Genomic DNA, 22619 nt, shown 5'->3' with positions numbered 1-22619 from the left:
TCTGATCTTCACCAACTAGATGAAGTAAACGGTCTGAGAGAGATGCCACGCTGACCGGGCGAATCCCGCAATCTCATTCGTATCCGCGATTCCTCGCGATCCCCCACGTTTCCTGCTTTCCCTGGGCCATCGGGAGCTGTTCGCGTGCCCGGTCCAACCGTGCCGATCTGCACTCAGACGGTTGCTGTAAATACTTTGTGCATCGCCAGCGCATGTAGCTGCGCTCCAGTACCTCAATCGCACTGAGAGCCTCGGCTATCGAGATCGAGCAGCGATCAGCTACGCCTTGTGGCTTCTCTTGAGCGCATCCGTCATGCATGGCCGATGCAGTCGATGTTCATTCCGGACACCGGCTCCACATCTCTCCCCAATCTGGAAACCGATATGAAACTCAAGCCAATCGTGGCGCTTCCCGTTTGTGATCGCCTTGCCTACATCTTGTCCTGGGGCAGCCGCATCTTCGATCACCAAAAGCAGATGGTCGCGGCGGTAGAGCGCCGCCTGGCCAAAGCAATCGAGGCTGGTCGTTGCGAGTACACCTTTGTCAAGGGAGCACGGTACCACTTGAACTTCAACATCAAGCTCCACAGCGGCAGCAAAGCGTTGGTGCAAGTCGGTGCGTTGCAGCCCCAACGGCAGAAGGGTGGCATTCGCGTCTTGGTCAATCCGTCGAAGTGGTTGCCCGGTGACGTCGAGTTGCTGCACCGGACGCTGCGTCGACTGATCGGCGAAGTCGAGTACGACGAGTTGATGAAGCACCCCCGCATCAACGTTGTGGACTTTGCCGTTGACATCCAGCATGCCAACCTGGACCGAATGCTTGTGACGTACACGAACGCGCAGCAACACACGGTGTTCGGCAAACGCATGTCCAAGAATGGCCGTGTCGAGACATACAACTTCGGCAGCGTCAGCAGCGACTACATGACCTCGGTGTACGACAAGCGAGCGGAACGCATCCACGCCGCGCTCTGCCAGCTTGCCAAGCACCGCAACGGCGGCGGCCTCGGACGCGAGTCCCTGAAAGCCAACCTGATCAAGCAATTCCATGCTGCGCTCGACGAACCGGAGCGGATGCGCGTCGAAGTCCGCGGCAAAAAGCTGCGCGGCCTCCACCTTGCCAAGCTCGCCCAACTAAGCAACCGGTTCAAGCGCTTTGGCTTCACCATGCTCGATGCTGACGGTGCCGGGTTGGACGAGCTGACCAAGCTGGCGTTCATCTCCATCTGCCAACAATACGACTTGAAGACCGCGCTGACCGCATTCAAGAACAGCCGGCAAGCTCGGAAGGTCCGCAAGTTCTGGCGCGATCGGCAAGCCACGTGGTGGAAGCCCGAGCCGATGTGGCAGCAAGCATGCGACGCTCTACGCGATCTCGGTTTGTTCCCGGCCGAAGCGTTTGTGGACGACGATGAGCAACCGGCAGCTCGTCCGAAGAAGCGCCGTTGATACAAGACGCACGCAGACGTGCAGCCCACCTCCGCAGCATCCAAGTCGTTGCTGCGGACTCGAGCCTCCGAAGGACAAGCAACCCCTCATGTGCCCGCATTCTGGTGACGCCGCGGTTCTCACGCGCTACTGGAGGGAAAGGTCGCCCGATCTCGACGACCGGGAGCCCCACGGCTCACATGCGGATGCCGACCTACGGCTGAGCGTTGAAGAAAGCTCCTGCAAGGAATTGGCCTGGTCGGATTGAGCCGGTCGCACCGGCCCGGCGACTAATTTGATGTAACCGTAACTCTTGAGAACATCAATATGTCTTCATCACCCGCCGGCAAGCCTGTGATCGCCGGGACCGCCGCTTCTCAACCTCGACCGCCATACCAGCGCAGCCCTTACCGTGAAAGGACTGTGGCCGTGCGTGTGCCCGAGTCGATGCTTCCTCAAGTTCGCAAGATGCTGAGCCGGCGCCGACACCAGACGGCGCGCCACGTCAACGTTGAAGTCAAGGCCAAGCCGAAGCTAAGTCCAAAGCGCAAGCTCATGGGTAACGTCACGGCTCAGCGCAAGGATCGGCGGTGACTGCGGCGCACGCGCACCCCACGGCTCTCCACCGCGCTCGAAATGTCCGGGCAGCATCCGCAAGTGGAGGGCCTGGTCATGGACAGCGCACGTGACCGCCGGACCAGCCACATCATCGATGCGGAGCAACTGTGGGACATGGAGGTCATTGAGAGAGGTAGCTTTGTGTGCCCCGGCTGTGCGGTCGATGTGTTCCCGGCGTCGTACCTCAAGGACATCAGCAAGCGGCGGCCGTACTTCAAGATCGGCAAGGGCAGTACTCATGCTCACGGCTGCGGTATCGCAGGCTTCTTGAGCGCAAAAACATCGACCGCTCGTAAGCGCGGCATGACGCGAGCTTCCGGCGGGCTGCCGATTCCCTTCCCCTCGCGACTGGTCGTGGACTCAGTGCTCGGGACTGTTCTCGCGACCGCGCCGCAGCGTGCCAAGCAGTCGATGGCTGTAAAGCTCAGACCTTCGCCGCCGGCCCTTCAACACGGCGCCCCCGTCTATCACGGCCACACGGTCACGACACTGCGACCGATCTGCCGAATCTTCATGGAGTTCCCGAATGACCGAATGCAGCTGGCGATCCGAATCCCCGGAGTGGCAGGTCGTACGTATGGCACGGCATTCAGACAACTTGGCTTCGCTGGTGTTCGTGCTCAACCTGTGCCAACTGGCTTGTTCTATGCTCCTCTGAGTTGGGGCTTCGCTACCAAGGGCACTGGCTACGAAGAATGGACGCTCAACGCCGGTGCGTGGCCGAAGGGAGCCAAGCGGCCGACCATGCAGTACCGCGTGCGCATCAACTGGTCGGGCTGGACCAGCTTGCAACGGGCGACGTTGCAGCACGAGCTTCTACGTGCGCGCAAGGAGGTCGTTGGAAAGAAAGGCCTTCGCGAGAAGGCTTGGCTGTTCTTCGTCGGCAGCCAAGACGCTCATGACCCTGGTCTCTTCGTCGTCGACCGGTACCCGCTGATCAGTTGCCGCGTCGGAGAGATGCGGTGGCCTAAGAAATCGAGGACGAGCTAGCAGAGCGGAAGGCCGGGTGTTCGCCTTCACCCATTGCCGACTGGAGGCTGCGAACGGCAGTTCGTGGCACCAACAGAGAGCCGAGCGCAATGCGTTGAGGCCACCTATTCGGAGGCCGAAGACCGCGCAAGCCAGAATCTGGCACTGAAATTGTTCAGACCTCGAGTATAGGAATCAGCTTTCGCCTGGAACGTTTGCGGGATCGCCGCTCCGTCACCGCCCTCGCGGAAATATTCTCTGACTGAATGGAGACCCAATTTCATAAGGTGGTTCCATTCGTCATATAGCTTCTCCTGTCGATCCCGCTCCTGTTTGGCGGCGCTCGGCTTCCGGCTTGGTTGGGGCAAGGTGTAGTCAGGCCGAGAGTCGACATCGTGGACAAAAGTTATGCTGCCGTATGCCCACTTGTCCTCCACTGATCGGCGCCAGTTGTAGTTCACCCGAACTGTCACCCGTTCGCTGAAGCGGGAGGGCGGCATGATCAGGTCGTCGACGTAGAAGTACTGCCCCTCTTTCTCTTCCGTTTCTACGCGATCCTTCATCTGCTGGATGGCATCCAGCAGATCACTGCCGGCGCGACGAGCGCGATATCCCGTCTCCGCACGCTTTTTTTCCGCCTTCGCCTTGCCATGCTCTGCCAGCGCAGTCTCGTATTGCCGAAGCCGGGAAACGACGTATAGCCCGCAGTTCTCGAGGCGGAGATCCCGCAAGGCATACGGCCGCTCTTCACGCAGACTCTGCTCGATGAGTTTTCTCAGCGCCTCGGTGTCGACCGCTCTCAAGGCTTCCTGCTCGGCGCGCGGAATGTTGATCTCACCCATACGTTTCCCTCCTCGGTTACTAGAGCAACTGCGGCCCCATTCCTTGCTGGCAATAACTACGGTCTTCCCTACTCGTCGAATGTTGATGGGTACTCGATCCGATCACCGAAGCGTTCCTTGAGCCGACGCAAGCTATCGGATTGCAATGCCAGAAGTTCACTGAACCACGGACCGATATCGCGAGCGCCAGCGCCGCTCAAGGCGTCGACAATCCTCAGCGTCGACTCGTTGCCGTGCGGAATCAAGAGCAGCGTTGCATCCCGGCATATGCAGTCGGGCACGCTCAACTCGAAGCAAGAGCCGGTCAGCTTGGCAACCTGTGTCGGTGCGGCGAGTGCTTTGGGGACAGCCAGCAATACGAATGTCGATAGCAGCCATCTCACCGCTTTTGGATTGAGTGCAATGGCCTTATGGAGCGCCCGCAGCGGAACGTGGAAGTTCAACTGCTTCGCGATGTACGCTGCCCCTGCGAAGTGATGCGATCCCCCAGCGTTATAGAGAAAGAGCTTGCCGTCCCAGAGACGCGAACCTACGCTGTCGGAGGTCCCGGGGTTGCCGATGCGTACCTCGCCGTGAGCGAGCATGGTTGCGAGTCCATTTGCGTCGACCGGCGTTCGCTTATAGGTCGTGAAATCGGCGCCGAAGTCTTGGACAGTGGCGAAGTATCTGTCTGAAGATTTGCTTTCCGAAATGCCGTCGATCTCGGTGATATCGAAGACAAAGTTCTCTGTGGTTGCCGAGATAGTGAGCGGGCCATATGGCGATCGCACCGTCATGCGGCGAAACCGACCGTCGATCAAGGTCCAGCCGTCAAAATTCAGCGCAGAGCATCCGTGGTCGCCGAAGGTATCAACACGGCTGACAGCATTGCCGAAGATGCCTTGGGCCTCGGAAGTACCCCACCGCAACGTAGTGGCTGGACGGTTCAAGAGTGCGCGCAACGAGTTCCAAGCATCTATTCGCATTCGAGCCTGGATCGAAGGGTGCTTGAAGCGGCGACGCCACCACGGCCATTGCTCGGATTCGCTCACCCATTCGGGTGGGGGCGGGTCGCTTTCGTTTTCCGCTGAGAAACGGGGAACCGACGTAATTGCTTGCATGGGCTCTCCTGATGATGCGGCTATTCTGAGCAGTAGTTCAAGCTCCCTCTACAGGGAGGCCCGGCCACCACGACGTCAAGGTGACGGCCGGAGCTTTCGAATTCGCGCTGGATATGCGAACAAGAGATCGAGCATCAGCCGAACGACTTCGTAGGCCTCCTGCGCATCTTGTTCTGTAGGTTCTGTCTCGACGTCATGAGCGGCTTCGTTGCCGAGATGGCGTATCGCATGCGCCCATTGCGAAATCTCTTTGGTCGCCTCGATGTCGGCCAGTGCTGCATCAATCAGCTCGTAAAGCTTCTTTCCGTTGGCGGCAGTTCCCAATTTTTCCTTGCATGCGATCTCGAGCGTGCGACGACAGCCGAACATGGCTGATACGGGCTCATGCAGCACCTTGACCAACCGGTTCAATTGAGTGCTGACGCTCGGGGGGAGCGCGCCCTCGTCGGGGGTTTGAACTGCTGCGGACGGAAACTCACGGACCACATCGTAGAAGTCGTTGATCGCAACCCCCGGTTCATTGCCAACAACTGCCCAATGGTTCTTGATGCTCTCTGGCGCATTCTGAAAAATCGTGGACAAGGGGCGCAACCTATTCAAGAACGCCGATTGAAGGTGGGAGTTACCGTTCATGCCATGTCCTCGATGAAATGCGTGCGGCTCCAACGTCAGCATGCTCGGTTGCCGGCAATTTCCGCATGCGACGAACGCGCGGATGCGCGGGCCTTCCGACCAGCGCATTTGCCCGTGTTGCGCGGGGACCTTGACGGATTCGGGGGCGGCGTGCAATACAGAGAACGATGCGATCGCGTTGCAGTTGACGCAGGTCCGGTTTTGTATCTGATGCAGAAGCACGATGCGGTTCTCCGTTGGCTCGTTGGCATGATGATATGGGCAGGCACGATGGAGCGACTACGAACAATGCCTCACTGCTTGAGATATTCGTAGACACTGGCCCGCGAGATGCCAAGCGCTGTTGCGATATCAACCTTCGCCACCCCGCTCGCCGCCATCTCCTTGAGCGTCACGATGGCCTCCGCATTGAGCGACGGCTTGCGCCCCTTGTAGACGCCCTTGGTTTTGGCGATGGCAATGCCTTCGCGCTGGCGCTCCTTGATCAGCGCGCGCTCGAACTCGCCGACAGCTCCGAGCAGCTGGAGCAGCAATCGCGCGTAGCTGGTCGCGTGATCGCCAGCGCCGTCCCTCGGTTTCTCAAACGTCAGGTTTTCTTTCACAAACATCACGCTCACGCCCTTCGCCACAAGCGACTCCACGACTCGCTGCAAGTCCACAAGGCTGCGCGAGAGTCGGTCCATGCTGTGGACGTACAGATGATCGCCATCGCGCACGTGGCTGAGCATGGCTTGAAGCTGTGGACGGTTCGTGTCTTTGCCGCTGGCCTTGTCAGTGAAGATTTTTTCAAGCTCCAAGCCTTCGAGCTGGCGCGCGTCGTTCTGGTCGGCGCTGGAGACGCGGACGTAGCCGATCCTTTGGCCGTTAGCGGATTTTTTCGATGATGTCATGGGCTTTCGCTCCGAGAGTCAATGTCCGGATTGACTCTATAAGGTATTTTGGAAAATGTCGATAAATTCCAAAAATGAGCCTATCTAGACACGAAACGACGCCATCGAAGATGTCTGACTAGCGTGTACTTCAGATGGACGAAACGGGCATCAGCGCCAGAAAATCAGCGGTGACCGGATTCGAGCCACCAACACCGTCGCCAAGCCACTAGATCGGCCGCCAAGCCACATTTCGCGTGTGGCGGTGGCGCAGTGGCTGGAAAGCACTCAAGCGCCACGGCGGACGCCTATGCGCTGAGCGAGAAAAATCTTCCCTGCGACCACGGGTGCGACGCCGGCGAGCCTTACGCAGATGATGGTTTTTTCGCCGCGTTCGCCTGGGCGTTGGCTATCGCGTCGCTGGAACCACGGCTCACCGGCATCCACCGTGCGCGCCCGGAGAACTGCGTAGGTAAACGGCGTATTGCGGATGACGGACCGGACATGAATCCACTACGCGGATATCCAGGAGGCATTGAACGGTGATGGACTCCCTATCGGGTCGCTCCCCGGCTTGTCGATCGCTCGAATCGGCGCTGTTCTGCAGCAAGGCCAGGCCTGAGTCGACATGAATACCTAAGAATTAATTGAAAAATCAATTCAAGAATTCTCGACATTTGCCAAGCCTCAATTCGTGACCTTGTGCGCAGGGCTGGCATGTAGCGCCACGCTCAATAGGCTGTCCGCCCCTGACAATTCGATCGCGACGCGTTTTGATACAACGTTGACGCGAGCACTAAATAAGAAATCTCAGGGAGTTCTGGACATGAATCGTCATCTGTATCGCATCGTCTTCAATGCCGCCCGAGGCATGCGCATGGTGGTTCAGGAGACGGCGTCCAGCACGGGCAAAGGGCGCTCCAAAGCGACCTTGGTTGCAGGCGCCGCGTTGGTCGGGTCTGCCGCGTTTGCTCCGATGCTTGTGGGCGCTGCACTGGCCGGCATGTTCGCCGCGAATCCGGTTCATGCGCAGATAGTTGGCGCACCCAACGTTCCGGGCAATCAGCGGCCCACAGTTCTTGTTGCCCCCAATGGCGTGCCGTTGATCAACATCCAGACGCCGTCGACCGCAGGCGTCTCGCGCAACATCTACAACCAGTTCAACGTCGGCCCCAACGGGGCGATCCTGAACAACAGCCGCACCAACGTGCAGACGCAACTGGGCGGTTTCGTCCAGGGCAACCCGTTCCTCGCGACCGGGCCCGCGCGGATCATCCTGAACGAGGTCAACGGCGGCAACCCGAGCCAGTTGCGCGGCTACATTGAAGTCGGCGGGGCGAGGGCCGAAGTGATCATTGCCAACCCGGCCGGCATCAGCGTCGACGGCGGCGGCTTCATCAACGCGAGCCGCGCCACGCTCACCACCGGGACGCCCCAGTTCAATGCGATGGGCGGGCTCGACAGTTTCCTTGTGCGCGGCGGCACGGTCACCATCGACGGCGCGGGCCTTGACGCCAGCAAGACCGACTACGCTGCCATCCTGGCCCGCGCCGTGCAAGCCAACGCGGGCATCTGGGCCAGCGAGTTGAAAGTGGTGACCGGGGCCAACCAGGTCTCGGCCGATCACAGCCAGGTTGCGCCGACCGCCGGCACCGGCGCCGCGCCCACCTTTGCGCTCGATGTGGCGGCGCTGGGCGGCATGTACGCCGGCAAGATCACATTGATCGGCACCGAAGCGGGCCTGGGCGTGCGCAATGCAGGAACCATCCAGGCCGCGCCGGGGACGCCTGTACTGGGCGGTGCCGGCCAGCTCGTCGTGACGAGCGCCGGCCGTCTCGAGAACATCGGAACCCTTCAGGCCATGGCCGATGCGAACTTGGCTGTGTCGAGCGTGGCCAACAGCGGCCGCATCAGCAGCGGCGGCAATCTGAAGATTGCCGCGCAGGACACGCTGGCCAATTCGATCGACGGCAAGGGCGGCACGTTGGAGGGGGCGCGCGTCGAGTTGAGCAGTGCCGCAGGCAACATCGACAACCGCAATGGCGGCACGATCCGCCAGACCAGCAGTGCTGCGCTGGAGATTTCTGCGCCGGCACTGAGCAACACCAGCGGTGGCGTGATCGGGCTGGAGCCTGTTGCGCAGACGCCATCGCAGCCCGGTGGTGGTACGGGCACTGGTTCTGAAGGCAGCACGGGCGGCGGCACCGCCGGAACACCAACCGACGGCGGCGGCTCTGGGGCCGGCACGAGCACCGGCGGAGCGATCACGCCGGCGCCCTATGTGCCACCGTCGCCCGGTGTCATCCAGGCGGCTGGAGCCATCCTGAACGATGGCGGAAAAATCTACGCAGGCGGTCCGATCACGCTGCAGAGCGCGAACATCAACAACAACGGCGGGACCCTGAGCCTCGCCAGCATGAGCGTCAACCAGCCGACCTTCGACAACCACGGCGGCACGCTCAACGTCAGCAACGGCTTCAGCGCCAACGTCGGGCAGTTCGACAACACCGGCGGCAGGCTCAATGCGGGGTCACTGAACATCGTCACGAGCGGCGACCTGATCAACGTCGATGGATCGCTCGCCAGCGGCAGCGATGCCAGCCTCACGGTTGGCGGTAAGGCGGACAACACGCGCGGCACGATCTCGGCCACTGGCAGCCTGATGGCGCAGGTGGTAGGGGCCATGAACAACAACGCCGGCACGCTGATTGCCAATCAAGCGGTGGTGCTGGGCGCTGGCAGCCTCGACAACACGAAGGGCAGCATCCAGTCGGCGCAGGCCGGCGTGCAGGTCAACGTGGTCAATGTGCTGATCAATGGCAGCGGTGGCTCGCTCGGCGCGGCGACCGATCTGAATGTCAAGGCGGGTTCGGTCGCCAACAGCGGCAGCTTGCGGGGCGAGAACGATGTCAGTGTCGTGGCTGATGACCAACTGGCAAACGACGGCAGCATCACTGCAGGCCGCCACACGACGGTCGCGGCAGGCAGTGTGCAAGGTGGAACGACAGGTGTCCTCGGAGCAGGCGTCCAGAGCGACGGCAAGCTCGGCGGTGTGGGCGACTTGCGTGTCACGACGTCCGGGGCGCTGGTTGCGAACGGCACCAACCTTGCAGCGGGCGATGCCGTGCTGCAAGGCGCAAGCGTCGATGTGTCGGGTAGTCAGACCAGCGCGGCCAACATCGCCATCACTGCGACGCAGGGCAATGTGACCACGAGCAAGGCCACCGTCGTCACACCGGGCACCCTGAGCGTGACGGCCAATGAGCAGCCTGGCCAGACCCTGGTCAACGAAGGCGGCAAGCTCAACGCAAACCAGTTGGACCTGAAGGTCTCGAACATCGCGAACACCCAGGGCGGTGAGATCGTGCAGACTGGCACTGGCGCCACCCACATCGTGACCTCCGGAGCTATCGACAACAGCGGCGGCACGCTGGCAAGCAACGGCAGTTTTGCCTTCACCGCTGCCAGTCTGAACAACAAGGGTGGCACCTTGCGCGCAGCCCAGACATCGGACCTGACGGTCACGGTGGCAGGCCTGGCGGACAACCGCCAGGGCGAGATGAGCGCGGGTGGCACGACGACCCTGAATGCCGGCAGCCTCGACAACGATGGCGGCCGGATCACCGCGGCAGGCGATGTATCGAGCACCACGAGCGGCGCCACCAGCAATCAGAGTGGCACGATTGCTGCGAACGGCGATACCACCCTGAACGCTGGAAGCCTGAACAACAACGGTGGCGCCGTCTCCGGACTCCAGCAGTTGACGGTCAACGTCCAAGGGATGGCCGACAACACTGGAGGTACGCTGGTTGCAAAACAGGCGGTCTTGCTCAATGCCGCCGCTTTGAACAATGACAAGGGCTCGATTCAATCCACTGAAGCTGCGACCTCACTGAATGTGAGCGGGGCCCTGACGAATGCTCAAGGCAACATCGGCGCTGCTACTGATCTGGACATCCACGCTGGCAGCCTGACAAATGGTGCGGGTGGCAGTTTGCGCGGCACCCACGACACCACGATCGCCGTGAGCGGCCAGTTGGCAAGCGACGGCAGCATCACGGCGGGGCAGGACACCACGATCACGGCAGGAAGCTTGCGAAGTGGCAGCACCGGCGTGCTCGGTGCCGGCATTCAGAACGACGGCAAGCTCGGCGATGTGGGCGAGTTGAGGGTCACGACCTCGGGCGCATTGGTTGCGAACGGCACCAGCTTGGCGGCCGGTGACGCCGTGCTGCAGGGCGCGAGTGTTGACGTGTCGGCTAGCCAAACCAGTGCGACCAATATCGCGATCACGGCCACGCAGGGTAACGTGACCACCAGCAAGGCTACCGTCGTCACACCCGGAACGCTCGCCATCGCCGCCAACAGCAATGCCGCGCAGGCCTTGGTCAACGAGGCCGGCAAGATCAACGCGAACCAACTGGACCTGAAGCTCTCGAATCTCACGAACACGCAAGGCGGTGAGATCGTGCAGGTCGGCAAAGGCGCGACCACGATCGCGATGAGCGGAACGCTGAACAACGACGGCGGACGCATTGCCAGCAACGGGCAAGACCTGACGCTGCAAGCCGCGAAGATCGGAAACGCCGAAGGAAAGATCGAACATGCAGGCCCTGGCAGGCTGACCATCGCCGGTGGTCGGTTCGACGGCGCCAACGGGCAGATCACCACGAACGGCGCACTGGTGGTCGCTCTTTCGAGCGCGTTCAATCAGGATGGCGGCGTCACCAGCGCGAAGCAGATCACCATCGATGCGGGCTCCTTGAGCAACAGAGGTGGCCAGATCGTCCAGACCGGCACTGAAGCCACCCGCATCACGGTGAAGGGGGCGGTTGACAACAGCAATGGCGGAGTCCTCGCCAGCAATGGCAACACCACCATTTCCGCGGGCAGGCTCACGAACCAAGGCGGAACGATCCGCGCGGCCGAAGATTCGAGCCTCAGCTTGACGGTCATCGGCTTACTCGACAACAGCAACAAAGGCGTGATCGGCGCGGGCAGTGATATGACGATCACTGCTGGCGGCCTGAGCAATGACGACGGCAGAGCGACAGCCGTCAGCGATCTTCATGTTGCCGTCGGCGGCGCCGCCACCAACATCGGCGGCACGCTGGCCGCGAATGGAAACACCACGGTCGCAGCTGGCACCTTGGACAACACCCGTGGCACCGTGGTGGCGGTCGAAGGCGATCTGGGCGTAACCACCACGGGCTCAACCATCAACGACAAAGGCACGATGCAAGCGGGTGCAAATGCAACGCTGGCGAATGCTGGGCTGAGCAACGTCGGGGGCAAGGTCTTTGGCGCAAGTCTGACCATCGATACGCAAAAGGGCACGTTGAACAACGCGCTCGGAACATTGGCCGCAACCACCACGGTCACCATCGGTTCGGGCGCACTCACGAACGATGCCGGCTTGATCCAGTCCGGCGGTGCGATGGTCATCGACACGAACGGCCAGACGCTGCGCAACACCAACGCCGCCGGCTACGACAACAAGCAGGGTGGCATCACGAGTTCGGATACGCTCGACATCAAGAGCGGCGGCCTCGACAACGCTGCCGGCTTCATCGGCGCGAAGAATGCGCTGACCGCCAAGACAGATGGCTTCTCCAATGCCGGCGGCGGCATGGTGTTGGGGCAATCGAGCGTTGCGATTAGCACAGGTCTCTCGGGGTATGACAACAACGGTGGCAAAACGCTCGCAATGGGCGACCTCGAGATCGGCACCGTCGGCCTCGGAAATACCCAGGGCTTGATTCGCTCCGGGGCGACGACCACGATTCGCGCCGTCAACATCGGAAACGACGGCACACAGGGAACGGACCAGGGGATCGAAGGCAAGAACGTCGTCATTGACGCCGGCAACCTGAGCAATACGAACGGAGCCATTCGTGCCGACGTCGATGCCACCATCACCAGCGGCGGCACGGTCGATAACACCGGCGGTCTGATCTCCGCGGGCAACGCGCTGAGCATCCTCGACCCGAATCGCGCGAACCCCGGGGCCAAGAGCCTGAACCTCGTCAACACCAACGGCACGCTGGTGGCTGACAAGAGCTTGAAGATCGATGCGGCGATCTTCAGTGGGGATGGCAAGGCGGTGTCGGGCCAGGACCTGAGCATTGCGCTGCGCCAGGACATCGTCAACAACGGCGAGGTGGCCGCCAACGGCAACCTCAGCTACACCACGACCGGCAACTTCACCAACAACGGCAAGCTGCTGGCGGGCCAAACCCTGACGGTGGGCGGCAACAACGTCGAGAACACCGCCAACGCGGAGATGTCGGGGACCGACACCATCGTCAATGCGGCCGGGACACTGAACAATCGTGGCCTGATCGACAGCAAGGGGGCGACGCAGATCAATGCGGGCACGCTCAACAACATCGGTACCGGGCGAGTCTACGGCGACGCCGTTTCCATTGCGGTGGGCACGCTCAATAACGATGCAGAGACGGCGAATGGTGTGACCAAGGCCGCGACCATCGCGGCGCGGGCCGACTTGGACATCGGCGCCAGCACGATCAGCAACCGAGAGCACGCGCTGATCTTCAGCGCCGGTGATATGCACATCGGTGGCTCGCTGGACGCGAATCGCTATGCCACGGGACAGGGGGCGGAACTCAACAACCTGAGTGCGGACATCGAGTCACTGGGCAACATGTCCATCTCGATGGGGCAGGTCAACAACCGGGACGTTCACATCCAGAAGGGCGCACCGACGGTGACCCCGAGCGTGGTGATCGGCATCGCGCCACAGATGTACGTTGGAAGCGGCGTGGGAAGAACCACGATGTACCTGATGGATGAAGTCACCGTCGATGCCGCCAATGGTTTTGTCTATCGAAAGGACACCGGTGAGCTGGTGGGCATGGGGGGCTTCTCCATGTGGACCAACTTGCTCACGACTACCGAAGACACCGCGATCAATGCCGACCCTGCTCGCCTCGTTGCCGGCGGCAACATGGATATCAATGGGCACCTTTCCAATGGAAACAGCCAAGTGTTGGCTGGGGGGAAGATCACGGCGACGAGCTACGAGTCTTCCGGGTTGCAGGGCACCCGGACAATCACAGGCCTTGCCTCCGCGATCAACAACAAGGGCGAGGTCCAGGCGACAAATGTGCAACTCACTCTGCCGCCGCAGACGTTCGCACTTGGCAGCTACAAGTACCAGGAGAACATCAATGGAACCGTCGGCCATGACGCAGGCGTCGCGCCTGTCGGCGGTGCGGGGGGCGGCGCAGGAAAAGCCGGCAGTGTGGGCAGCGGACAGGGACAAACCGTAGTCGTGGAGGTGCCTGCCAATGTCGGTGCCGTGGTCAAGACCGACGGCCAGAGCGCAGGCAATCTAGCCGGAACCGCTGGCGGCACCGGCGCCCAGATCGGCGCACCGTTGGGCGAGGGCCCAGCGACCGTGAGCACCAATGGATCGGAAGGTGCGGCTGCTTCATCGGTCCAGGGCGGCGCGACCCAGACCATCCCGATGGTCGTTCGCACCAGCACGCCCAGCGTGCGTGTTCCCAACGCGAGCCTCTTCAATGTTCAGGCGGGGCCGGGCAGCTACCTCATCGAGACCGACCCACGGTTTGCGAACTACCGCAACTGGCTCAGCAGCGACTACCTGCTGAACAACCTTGGGCTCGATCCGAACAACATTCTCAAGCGCCTGGGCGACGGGTTCTATGAGCAAAAGCTCATCCGGGAACAGGTCGCGCAGTTGACGGGCTACCGCTACCTGGATGGCTTCAGCAACGACGACGAACAGTACACGGCGCTGATGAATGCGGGAGTGACCTTCGCCAAGCAGTACGGGCTGCGCCCAGGCATTGCGTTGACTCCAGCCCAGATGGCGCAGCTCACCAGTGACATCGTCTGGCTGGTCGAGCAGACGGTGACGTTGCCCGATGGCACGACACAGCGCGTTCTGGTGCCGCAGGTCTACGTGCGCGTGCGACCGGGCGATATTGACGGCGCAGGTGCACTGTTGAGTGCAGACACCACGATCATTAAGAGTTCAGGCGATGTCGTGAATACGGGCACGATTGCCGGGCGCAGTCTGGTCAAGATCGATGCCGAGAACGTCAGCAATCTGGGAGGTCGGATCGCCGGTGGCAACGTCGGCATCAACGCCCGCAATGATCTGAGCAACATTGGCGGGACAATTTCCGCGCAAGATGCGGCGGTTCTGACTGCTGGGCGCGACATCAACATTCAAACGACCACGCAGAGTGCCAGCAACGGCAATACCGCCATTGATCGCATTGCCGGTGTCTACGTGACCAATCCAGGCGGCGTGTTGATCGCTTCCGCCGGCCGTGATGTCAATCTGATCGGCGCTGTTCTGGCGAGCGCCGGCAGTTCGTCCGTGGGGGCCGCACGCAACATCAATCTCGACACGGTCAAGGAGGGCTACACCATCGTGGCCGTGGGCAAGGGCGGTGCGGGCATCGCTTCCGAAAGCCACGAAGTCGGCAGCGTCATTCAGGGGCAAGACAATGTGCGCCTCTCGGCCGGCAACGACCTGAACATCAGAGCAGGCGCGGTCGCCAGCGTGGACGGGGCCTTGATCGCCACAGCCAGGAACGACATCAATGTCACAGCAGGCCAAGCTACGACCAGCGTCTCGACGGCCACGCAAAAGTCTTCTAAAGGCCTGTTTAAGAAGAGCAGCTCCAGCACTTTCGACAGCACTACCACCACGGACGTGCTCTCCAGCAGCCTCAGCGGCAAGAGCGTGGCGCTGGTGGCCGGCAACGACATCAACCTCCAGGCCGCACAACTTCATTCCGACGCTGGGATGAGCCTGTCAGCGGGCCGCGACCTCAATCTCACAACGGCGACCAGCAGCCGTACTGAACTGCACGCCAGTCAGCAGCGCACCAGCAGCACAGCTTTGTCCAGAGCCTGGGCCGTTGCCTCCGATGCCGGAGGTCCGGTCGGCGGCTACGGCAATCGTAAGAATTCAGGCAACAGCGTCAGCGCGGACATCAGCACGCAGGCCGTCGGTACCACCATCTCGGCCGGCAGCCTACAGACCGTCAGCGGGCGCGACACCACCTTGCAAGCGGCCACGGTCGTCGCGGACAGGGACATCACCATGATGGCCGGGCGCAATCTCACTATCGAGAGCGCCCAGAACACCGAACTCAGCAGCAGCTCCTCGGCCAATGCCAAGAGCGGCTTCATCGGTTCCTGGTCGTCACCTGGATTGGGCCACATCAAGGATTTCGGAGCTCATGCGACCAGCCGTACCACCCAGCAGGCCAGCCAGGTGGCCAGCCTCACGGGCAGCGTGACACTGGTGGCAGGCAACGAATACCGCCAAACCGCCAGCAGTGTGTTGGCTGCGGGGCAAGCTGGCCCGCTGGCCGGTGGCGATGTCAACATCCTCGCGAAGAACGTCGTCATCAACGAGGCCTACAACACCGAGCAGACCGTGGACCTGCAGCGCAGCTCCAGCACCAAGTTGGGCGGCAGCGCCAGCTTCATGGGCGTGAGCACGGACATGATTCAAGGGACCGTCAACACCGTCAAGGCGATGGGGAACACGAACGACGGCCGCGCGAAAGCGTTGGGTGCGATCAACCTCGCCATGAGCGGCAAGCAGGCCTACGACGCCGTCCAGGCGATTGGCAGCGGAGGGCCCTTGAGCTATGGCGTGAGCGTGAGCGTCAGTCGCAACACCAGCCAGGCGGCCAGCTTCAGCAATAGCAGCGAAGCTGTGGGCTCCAGCGTGGTGGGCTCGAACAACGTCAACATCGTGGCCACGGGTGGCGGCAAGGGCTCCAACATTAGCGCCATCGGTTCCACCATCGCTGCAGGCAATACCGCGAATCTGTCCGCGGACAACAATATCTCGCTGGAAGCCAGCCGCAACGCCAGCGTGTCGGCCGGTCGAAACTCCAGCCATGGTGCGAACGTGGGCGTCACCTTCGGCGCAGGGTCGCAGAACGGCTTCAGCATCCAACTCGGCGTGAGCAACGGAAAAGGCCGCGACAACCAGAACGACGTCAGCTACAACGCCACCAAGGTAAGTGGCGGCAAAGCCGTAAACGTGACCAGTGGTGGCGATCTCAACATGCGCGGCGGCATCATCGAAGCCAACCGCGTCATGGCCGATGTCGGCGGCAACCTAAACATTGAGTCCATGCAGGACGTGAGCGTGGGCCAGTCGCGCCAGAGCAGTTCGGGCTTTAATGTGAGTTTGTGCATTCCGCCGATCTGTTACGGCATCAGTTCTGCAGGCGTGAGCGCAGCCGGGGCAAAGGCTGATGGCGTCTTCGTCAGTCCGAAGGAGCAAGCGGGCATCAAGGCCGGCGACGGTGGCTTCGACGTCAAGGTGGCGGGCAACACCAACCTTCGGGGCGCGGTGATCGAGAGCACGCAGGCAGCGATTGACGGTAAGAAGAACAGCTTCAGCACGGGCGGCACACTCACGATGAGTGATTTGCAGAACGTGAGCCAGTCGAGCGGCAGCAGTTACAGCGTCAGCGAAAGCGTTGCGTTTTTTGCTGGCGATTCGCAGGCGCACCAAGATGCTTTGCGTTCGCAGGGGATGACCGATCAGCAAATTGCCGCCATGCAGCGACCTGGCGGCTCTGCGGGTGACGGGAGCTACAGCGGCAACAACCAGACCAGCGTGACCAAGTCCGGCATCAGCGGGATCGCAGGCGACCAGACTGTGAGAACCGGGGACAGCAGCAGCACAGGTGCGCTGGTGAGAGACTGGAACACGCAGACGATCGTCAAGGACGTACAGGCTCAGGCGCAGATATCGCAAGAGTTCAAGCAGAAGGCCGCCAAGGCGGTCGGGGACTATGCCGCTGAGAAACTCAACGATGCGAAAAAGCTACGCGCAGACGCCGCGAACGAGACCGATCCGGACAAGAAAGCAGCATTGATCGCTCGGGCAGACGATCTGGATACGAATTGGAAGGAAGGTGGTACCTATCGTGTCCTGGCCCATGCCGCCGTTGGTGGACTAAGTGGTGGAGTAGGCGGCGCGTTGGGCGCTGGCGTGAGTTCCGCGCTAATGCCACGGATTGGCGACGCCATTGTCGACATGGGGTTGCCCTCACCGGTGGCTCAGGCGGTCGGGGCTGCGACCGCTGCCGCCATCGGAGGAGTTGTTGGGGGCACTTCGGGAGCGACCAGTGCGTTCAGCATAGACATCAACAACCGGCAGTTGCATTCGTACGAGCGCCAACGACTAGCGCAAGAGGCGAAGCGGGCGGCTCGCGAACAAACCCAGGGATTCGAGCAGCTGACGCCTGAACAGCAGGCCAAGGTCGAGAAGTATTGGTACGACCAGTTGACTCAAGCCACACTTGCGCGAGTGGACAACGATGGAATGGGCAAACGCGATGCATTCCTTGCGGCCGCTGCAGGAATGAGTCAGTTGCCGTATCAAGGGTATTTTTCATCTTCCCAAGTCATCGCAGATGCTGCCACCGCGGATCGCATGGTCGGAAATTTGGCGAGCCAGAATCAGCCCATTTTGAACATATATGGTGAGCCTATCAGGGTTGGGGGGAGCGATCTCATTGCATTTAACGCTACTCAAGAGCAGCGAGCCAATAGCTATCTTTTGAACACCCCGACCGCTGAAGTCGAGCGTCAACAGATGGCAAATCAGCGTCAAGCCACACTTAACTATCTCGGTGCAATTAACGGAGGGGCGCCGCGCGACTACACCTTAGAGGAAGTAGTTCTGGGCGGAATGATCGGTGGGCGTGCGATTGATGCGGTGGCGGGGGTGTTAGAGCGCTCTTCTACAGTTCTCACGTCACGATCTCCGGTCCGTACTGGCGCATATGACGGTGCAAGCCTTACCGTTGACGACGCGAGAGCGCTGTTCCGTGAGAACGAGTTGCCCCCGAAACAAGGTACCTTGCGAGGACAACCTGAGGCGCCTCGCGCCAACGCATCGGCAGAAGATATTCGCAGCATCACACGTCAGAATGAAGCTGCGGAAACTCTGTCAGAGCGAGGGCTGGACGTAGAGCGACTCCCGAATAATCAAGGAGCCACAAAGCAAAAGCAACCCGATCTGAAGATCAATGGTGAACTCGCAGATGTCTATTCACCGAGGTCTGGCAATGTCCAAAGTATATGGGATGTAATCAACAAGAAATCCAATCCAGCGGAGGTCAATACATTCCAAGCAAATAATGTAGTCGTGAACTTGGCAGATTCTCCGCTGACTGCATCCGAGGTCGCGCAATATGTGCAGAGAAATCCGATTGGCGGATTGCGCAACCTGATCATAGTCAAGGATGGGCGAGTTACGAATTTGAATGGAGGGTGGTGACTATGGCGCTCGATATGTACCTTGAGATGAATGGCGACCTCAAGGATTGGGAGTCTACAAAGGAGATCCTTTACGAGGCGGGAATGGTATCTCTTCCGGAGCATCGGCCCGATGCAGTTTGGTACACGCTTGGTAACGGCGAAGTATTTTGTGAAGCTCAGTGGAGGCGATCATCGCGCCGAACTAACGAAATCATTGCCGAAGGTGATCACCGTTGTTCGTTCCTCGTCAATGCGGAAATTTCGTTTCGCATCAATAACTCCACGTACGACGAGGCTGTCTCAATCATCAAGACTGTCCTGACGCATTTGACGGAGAGAACGGGCATGCTTTTTGTGCTTTCCTTTCAGTATGAAGATGTGCGTGCAATTAGAGATCGCGAGCGTGGTTTTGAGTGGTTTTGGAATGATCCTAGATGACTTCAACAGCTATAACGACCGCAAGAGTGAGGCACTCCGGGGTTCTTTTTATAGCCATATCTAACGTCATGCTCTGTGCTTGCACCTATAGCGAGATCAATCCGAGCGCCGCGCTCGCAGACATCCGCGCTAATAGCGGCTACAACGAGTTGACCGAAGTTGAGCCCGGAACTGCCAAGCTCATCTTGCGCTCCGCCGGGTCGGGCTATTCCGCGCACTTCTCCGCAAGCGCCTCGCCGCAAGCCTGTCAGGGCTTCGCTTCCCTGGGGAATGTGGCTTACGCCGGTCGCGGCATCGTGTATCCGTGGATCGCCAATGCAGTGCAACGCGGCCGCAGGACTGAGCCCTACCTTGTTCATGAAGCAAGGCCCGGAGAGTTGATCCAGATACGCGGCTACGGCTCGTGGGCGGATGGCACAGGCTCTGGCTATCGCACCGGCCATTGCGGCCCGATCACAGCGCAGTTCTCGCCACAGGACGGACACGCCTACATCGTCGAATACGTATGGGGTAGCAAGCCGGCTTGCAGTTTGAACATCATGGATGCCACCGACCGAGATTCCCCTGTGCCTGTTCCCACGCAGGCTATTGCAGGGTGCCCCGCACCATCTCGCTGAAGCAATCGGTGCGTCTGGACTTTGGCGAAAAATAAGAAAGAGGGAGTCTGATTTGAAACGTAACCTGTTGGCGGCCGCAATGGCAGTCAGTCCGCTGCTGGCGTTGGCCCAGCAGACGCCGACCAGCCCGCAACCCGTCATCGAACAACAACGCCAGCAAGAGCGCGAACGTGCCCTGCGCGAGCAGAACGAACGCACCGTCGACCAGCGCCCGCAAGCCGCGCCTCCAGCACCGACCCAGCGCATTCCCGAATCCGAGTCCCCGTGCTTTCGCATCGACCGCGTATTGCTGGTCGGCGAGCAGTCCGAGTCCTTCCAATGGGCCGTAGCTGACCTGTCTGGCCCCGAGCACAACGATTCCCCCATCGGCCGCTGCCTTGGCACTGCCGGTGTCAACGTCGTCCTCGCACGCACCCAGCAGGCAGTCATCGCGCGCGGTTACGTGACCACCCGGGTGCTGGCTGCGCCGCAGGATCTCTCGACGGGCACCTTGACCTTGTCGCTCGTGCCCGGCCGCATCGCCGCCATTCGATTGACGCCGGACTCGTCGCCCGCGTTGCTCGGAAGTTCGGCGCTACTGACCTCAGCCATCCCCGCACGCCCCGGCGATCTGCTGAACCTGCGTGACATCGAGCAGGGCCTCGAAAACCTCAAGCGCGCCCCGACTGCAGAAGCCGATATCCAGATTGAGCCCTCCACCGCGCCCGATGCGAAGCCCGGCGACAGCGATCTCGTCGTTAAGTACGCGCAGTCCAAGAAGTGGCGCGTCGCGTTGAGCCTGGACGACAGCGGCACCAAGGCCACGGGCCGCAACCAGGCCGGTGTCACGGTGTCGGTGGACAGCCCTCTGGGCCTGAATGACCTGTTCTACGTCAGCGTCAACCACAGCATCAACAGCCATTTCCTGTCCGAGCCCAGCTACGGCACCGAAGGCCAGACGCTGCACTACTCAGTGCCGTACGGCCATTGGCTGTTGGGCCTTACGGCCTCCAACAGCCAGTACCACCAGAGCATCGCCGGCCTGAACCAGGACTACATCTACGCGGGCAAGTCCAACAACGCCGAGGTCAAGCTCTCGCGCCTGCTCTACCGCGACCAGAGCCGCAAGACGACGATGGCGATCAAGGGCTGGCGGCGCGAGTCGCGCAACTTCGTCGATGACACCGAAGTCGACGTGCAGCATCGCGTGGTGGGCGGTTGGGAGTTGAGCCTGAACCACAAGGAGTTCATCGGCGAGGCCACCCTCGAAGGCACGCTGGCCTACAAGCGCGGCACGGGCGGCTTTGGCTCGCGTGCAGCGCCTGAAGAAGAGTTCGGTGAAGGCACTTCGCGACTGAAGCTCTACACGGCCGAGATCAGCCTCAACGCACCGTTCAAGCTCGGCGAACAGAAGCTGCGCTACTCCGGCCTGATCCGCGCGCAATGGAACCGCACGCCGTTGACGCCGCAAGATCGCTTCGCCATCGGCGGGCGCTACACCGTGCGTGGCTTCGACGGCGAAACCAGCCTGATGGGCGAGCGCGGCGTGTTGATCCGCAACGACGTCGGCTGGGCCATGGGGCAGAGTGGGGCGGAGTTGTACGCAGGCCTGGACTACGGCCATGTCGGTGGTCGCTCCACGGCCGATCTGTTGGGCCGTCATCTGGCGGGTGCCGTGATCGGCGTGCGGGGTCAATGGAACAAGTTGAGCTACGACTTCTTCATCGGCGCGCCCATCGCCAAACCCGAGGGTTACCGCACGGCCAAGACCACGCTGGGCTTCAATCTCAACGCTAGTTTTTGAACTTGAAAAACATGGCCGATCAAGTAGCTCCTTCCCGCATCAAGGCTGTACTTCTTCGTGCTGCCTTTGCTGTATTGGCATTCGGATTCCTATCAATGTACGTCTGGGCGGCCCAGAAAGCACATGACCGTACGGAATCTGAATTTCTAAAACTGATGCTCTACTCACTCATTATTTTGGGCGCAGGCTTGACCTATGACTGCGGAAAAGCGCTCCTGCTTATGCCCGCGTCTCGGTTCGCGGAGTTATTCCGGACGTCAATCTTTCCCGCCGCCCTGATGGCTCTTGTCATGGCCGCTACCGGAATATTGACCGTCATGTTCGTGATGATCGGATGGCCGATGTCTGCAATATTCACGTATGTGGGCGGATTGAGCTTCTTGCTGTTTGGAATCAACATGCCTGCAAGCAAGAAAATTACAAGCAATGCCGAGCCTGCTGCGCGGGCCTAAATAGGACACGTCGAAAGGCGCTCAAGATTCTTGGCGCCCTTTTCCTGGTCCATGCGAGCCCGTGGGCAGGACAGTGGTGGTCCGTGCACCCACTCGATGAGAAAACGTTCAATGGAATTCAGCAGCAGACCGCAAAGTAGGGCCGCAACAGTTCGATCGCGCCAAAGTTGCGCGTGCGTAGCAGCAATTGGCGAGCGACATTGTTCGGCGCTCTCATTGCACTTCTGATCGTGATGGCGCTGCTCATGAAGTGGCTCGTGGAATACCAAGTCACGACAGCAACGGAGCGCCGTGCTCAGGATGCCGCAGCACGTGCCGCTGCGGCGCGTTGTTTCGAGCTGACGTTGAGCGGCGCAGCCAACGCGTGTCTCAAAGCCCTGGAGACCAAAAGTAGTCTGGCCAATTGAGGCGGCAATAGTTCACGTTTGATCTTCAATTGGAGGCGCTTGTCACTTCTGAGAGCAAGGCTCGTGGCTAAATTCTGACGTCATCTTCGTCGATGACTCCCAGTGGTCCTGGCTCACGGATCACTTTCACCCGCTTCGGCGGGTATTTTTTTGCCCGCTGGTAATG

Annotated in this window: 14 protein-coding genes; 9 read left to right on the top strand and 5 right to left on the bottom strand. The window is 60.7% G+C overall.

Annotated elements, in window-relative coordinates:
• Positions 1–324 precede the first annotated feature (324 nt).
• From ACAM42_RS22105 to ACAM42_RS22095, 3 genes are all read left to right on the top strand, one after another.
• Entirely contained in the window at positions 325–1449 is a 1125-nt protein-coding gene (locus ACAM42_RS22105; RefSeq protein WP_369629422.1) for a hypothetical protein, read from the top strand.
• A 306-nt stretch (positions 1450–1755) separates the two neighbouring features.
• Complete coding sequence (locus tag ACAM42_RS22100) at positions 1756–2022, top strand: hypothetical protein (RefSeq protein WP_369629421.1); 267 nt, start codon at positions 1756–1758, stop codon at positions 2020–2022.
• A gap of 78 nt (positions 2023–2100) precedes the next feature.
• The gene (locus ACAM42_RS22095; protein ID WP_369629420.1) at positions 2101–3036 is read left to right on the top strand and encodes a hypothetical protein; all 936 of its coding nucleotides are present in this window, start codon (positions 2101–2103) and stop codon (positions 3034–3036) included.
• 104 nt (positions 3037–3140) lie between these two features.
• Here ACAM42_RS22095 and ACAM42_RS22090 read toward each other — a convergent pair whose 3' ends face one another.
• The 4 genes from ACAM42_RS22090 to ACAM42_RS22075 all read right to left on the bottom strand — a co-directional run bounded on the left by ACAM42_RS22090 (position 3141) and on the right by ACAM42_RS22075 (position 6480).
• Positions 3141–3857 carry a hypothetical protein gene (locus ACAM42_RS22090; RefSeq protein ID WP_369629419.1) on the bottom strand — a complete coding sequence of 239 codons (717 nt, stop codon included), beginning with the start codon at positions 3855–3857 and terminating at the stop codon, positions 3141–3143.
• Between the two features lie 68 nt (positions 3858–3925).
• Positions 3926–4957, bottom strand: a complete 1032-nt coding sequence (locus tag ACAM42_RS22085) for a DUF6685 family protein (protein WP_369629418.1) — start codon at positions 4955–4957, stop codon at positions 3926–3928.
• A 75-nt stretch (positions 4958–5032) separates the two neighbouring features.
• Positions 5033–5812, bottom strand: coding sequence for a DUF4145 domain-containing protein (locus ACAM42_RS22080; RefSeq protein WP_369629417.1), 780 nt, complete (start codon positions 5810–5812; stop codon positions 5033–5035).
• A 71-nt stretch (positions 5813–5883) separates the two neighbouring features.
• Positions 5884–6480: a recombinase family protein gene (locus ACAM42_RS22075; RefSeq protein WP_369629416.1), complete on the bottom strand. Its 597-nt coding sequence runs from the start codon at positions 6478–6480 to the stop codon at positions 5884–5886.
• A gap of 805 nt (positions 6481–7285) precedes the next feature.
• Here ACAM42_RS22075 and ACAM42_RS22070 point away from each other — a divergent pair.
• The 5 genes from ACAM42_RS22070 (at position 7286) to ACAM42_RS22050 (ending at position 22046) form a co-directional block, all read left to right on the top strand.
• On the top strand, positions 7286–18775 hold the full coding sequence (locus ACAM42_RS22070) for a hemagglutinin repeat-containing protein (RefSeq protein ID WP_369629415.1): 11490 nt from the start codon (positions 7286–7288) through the stop codon (positions 18773–18775).
• A 2-nt stretch (positions 18776–18777) separates the two neighbouring features.
• Complete coding sequence (locus tag ACAM42_RS22065) at positions 18778–19194, top strand: hypothetical protein (protein WP_369629414.1); 417 nt, start codon at positions 18778–18780, stop codon at positions 19192–19194.
• Complete coding sequence (locus ACAM42_RS22060) at positions 19191–19811, top strand: hypothetical protein (protein WP_369629413.1); 621 nt, start codon at positions 19191–19193, stop codon at positions 19809–19811. The genes ACAM42_RS22065 and ACAM42_RS22060 overlap by 4 nt, the downstream gene beginning before the upstream one ends.
• Before the next feature lie 79 nt (positions 19812–19890).
• Positions 19891–21594, top strand: coding sequence for a ShlB/FhaC/HecB family hemolysin secretion/activation protein (locus ACAM42_RS22055; protein WP_369632796.1), 1704 nt, complete (start codon positions 19891–19893; stop codon positions 21592–21594).
• Positions 21595–21596: 2 nt separating this feature from the next.
• A complete protein-coding gene (locus ACAM42_RS22050; RefSeq protein ID WP_369629412.1) occupies positions 21597–22046 on the top strand; it encodes a hypothetical protein in 450 nt (149 codons plus the stop codon).
• Between the two features lie 118 nt (positions 22047–22164).
• On the opposite strand, the gene ACAM42_RS22045 is transcribed toward ACAM42_RS22050, so the two are convergent.
• A complete protein-coding gene (locus ACAM42_RS22045; protein ID WP_369629411.1) occupies positions 22165–22293 on the bottom strand; it encodes a hypothetical protein in 129 nt (42 codons plus the stop codon).
• Here ACAM42_RS22045 and ACAM42_RS22040 point away from each other — a divergent pair.
• On the top strand, positions 22292–22453 hold the full coding sequence (locus tag ACAM42_RS22040) for a hypothetical protein (protein ID WP_369629410.1): 162 nt from the start codon (positions 22292–22294) through the stop codon (positions 22451–22453). The genes ACAM42_RS22045 and ACAM42_RS22040 overlap by 2 nt on opposite strands.
• Positions 22454–22619: the final 166 nt, after the last annotated feature.

The organism is Variovorax sp. V35 (assembly GCF_041154465.1).
Classification (GTDB): Bacteria; Pseudomonadota; Gammaproteobacteria; order Burkholderiales; family Burkholderiaceae_C; genus Variovorax; species Variovorax boronicumulans.
The sequence above is the reverse complement of the archived record's forward strand: the minus strand, read 5'-3'. Positions and strand labels throughout refer to the sequence as shown.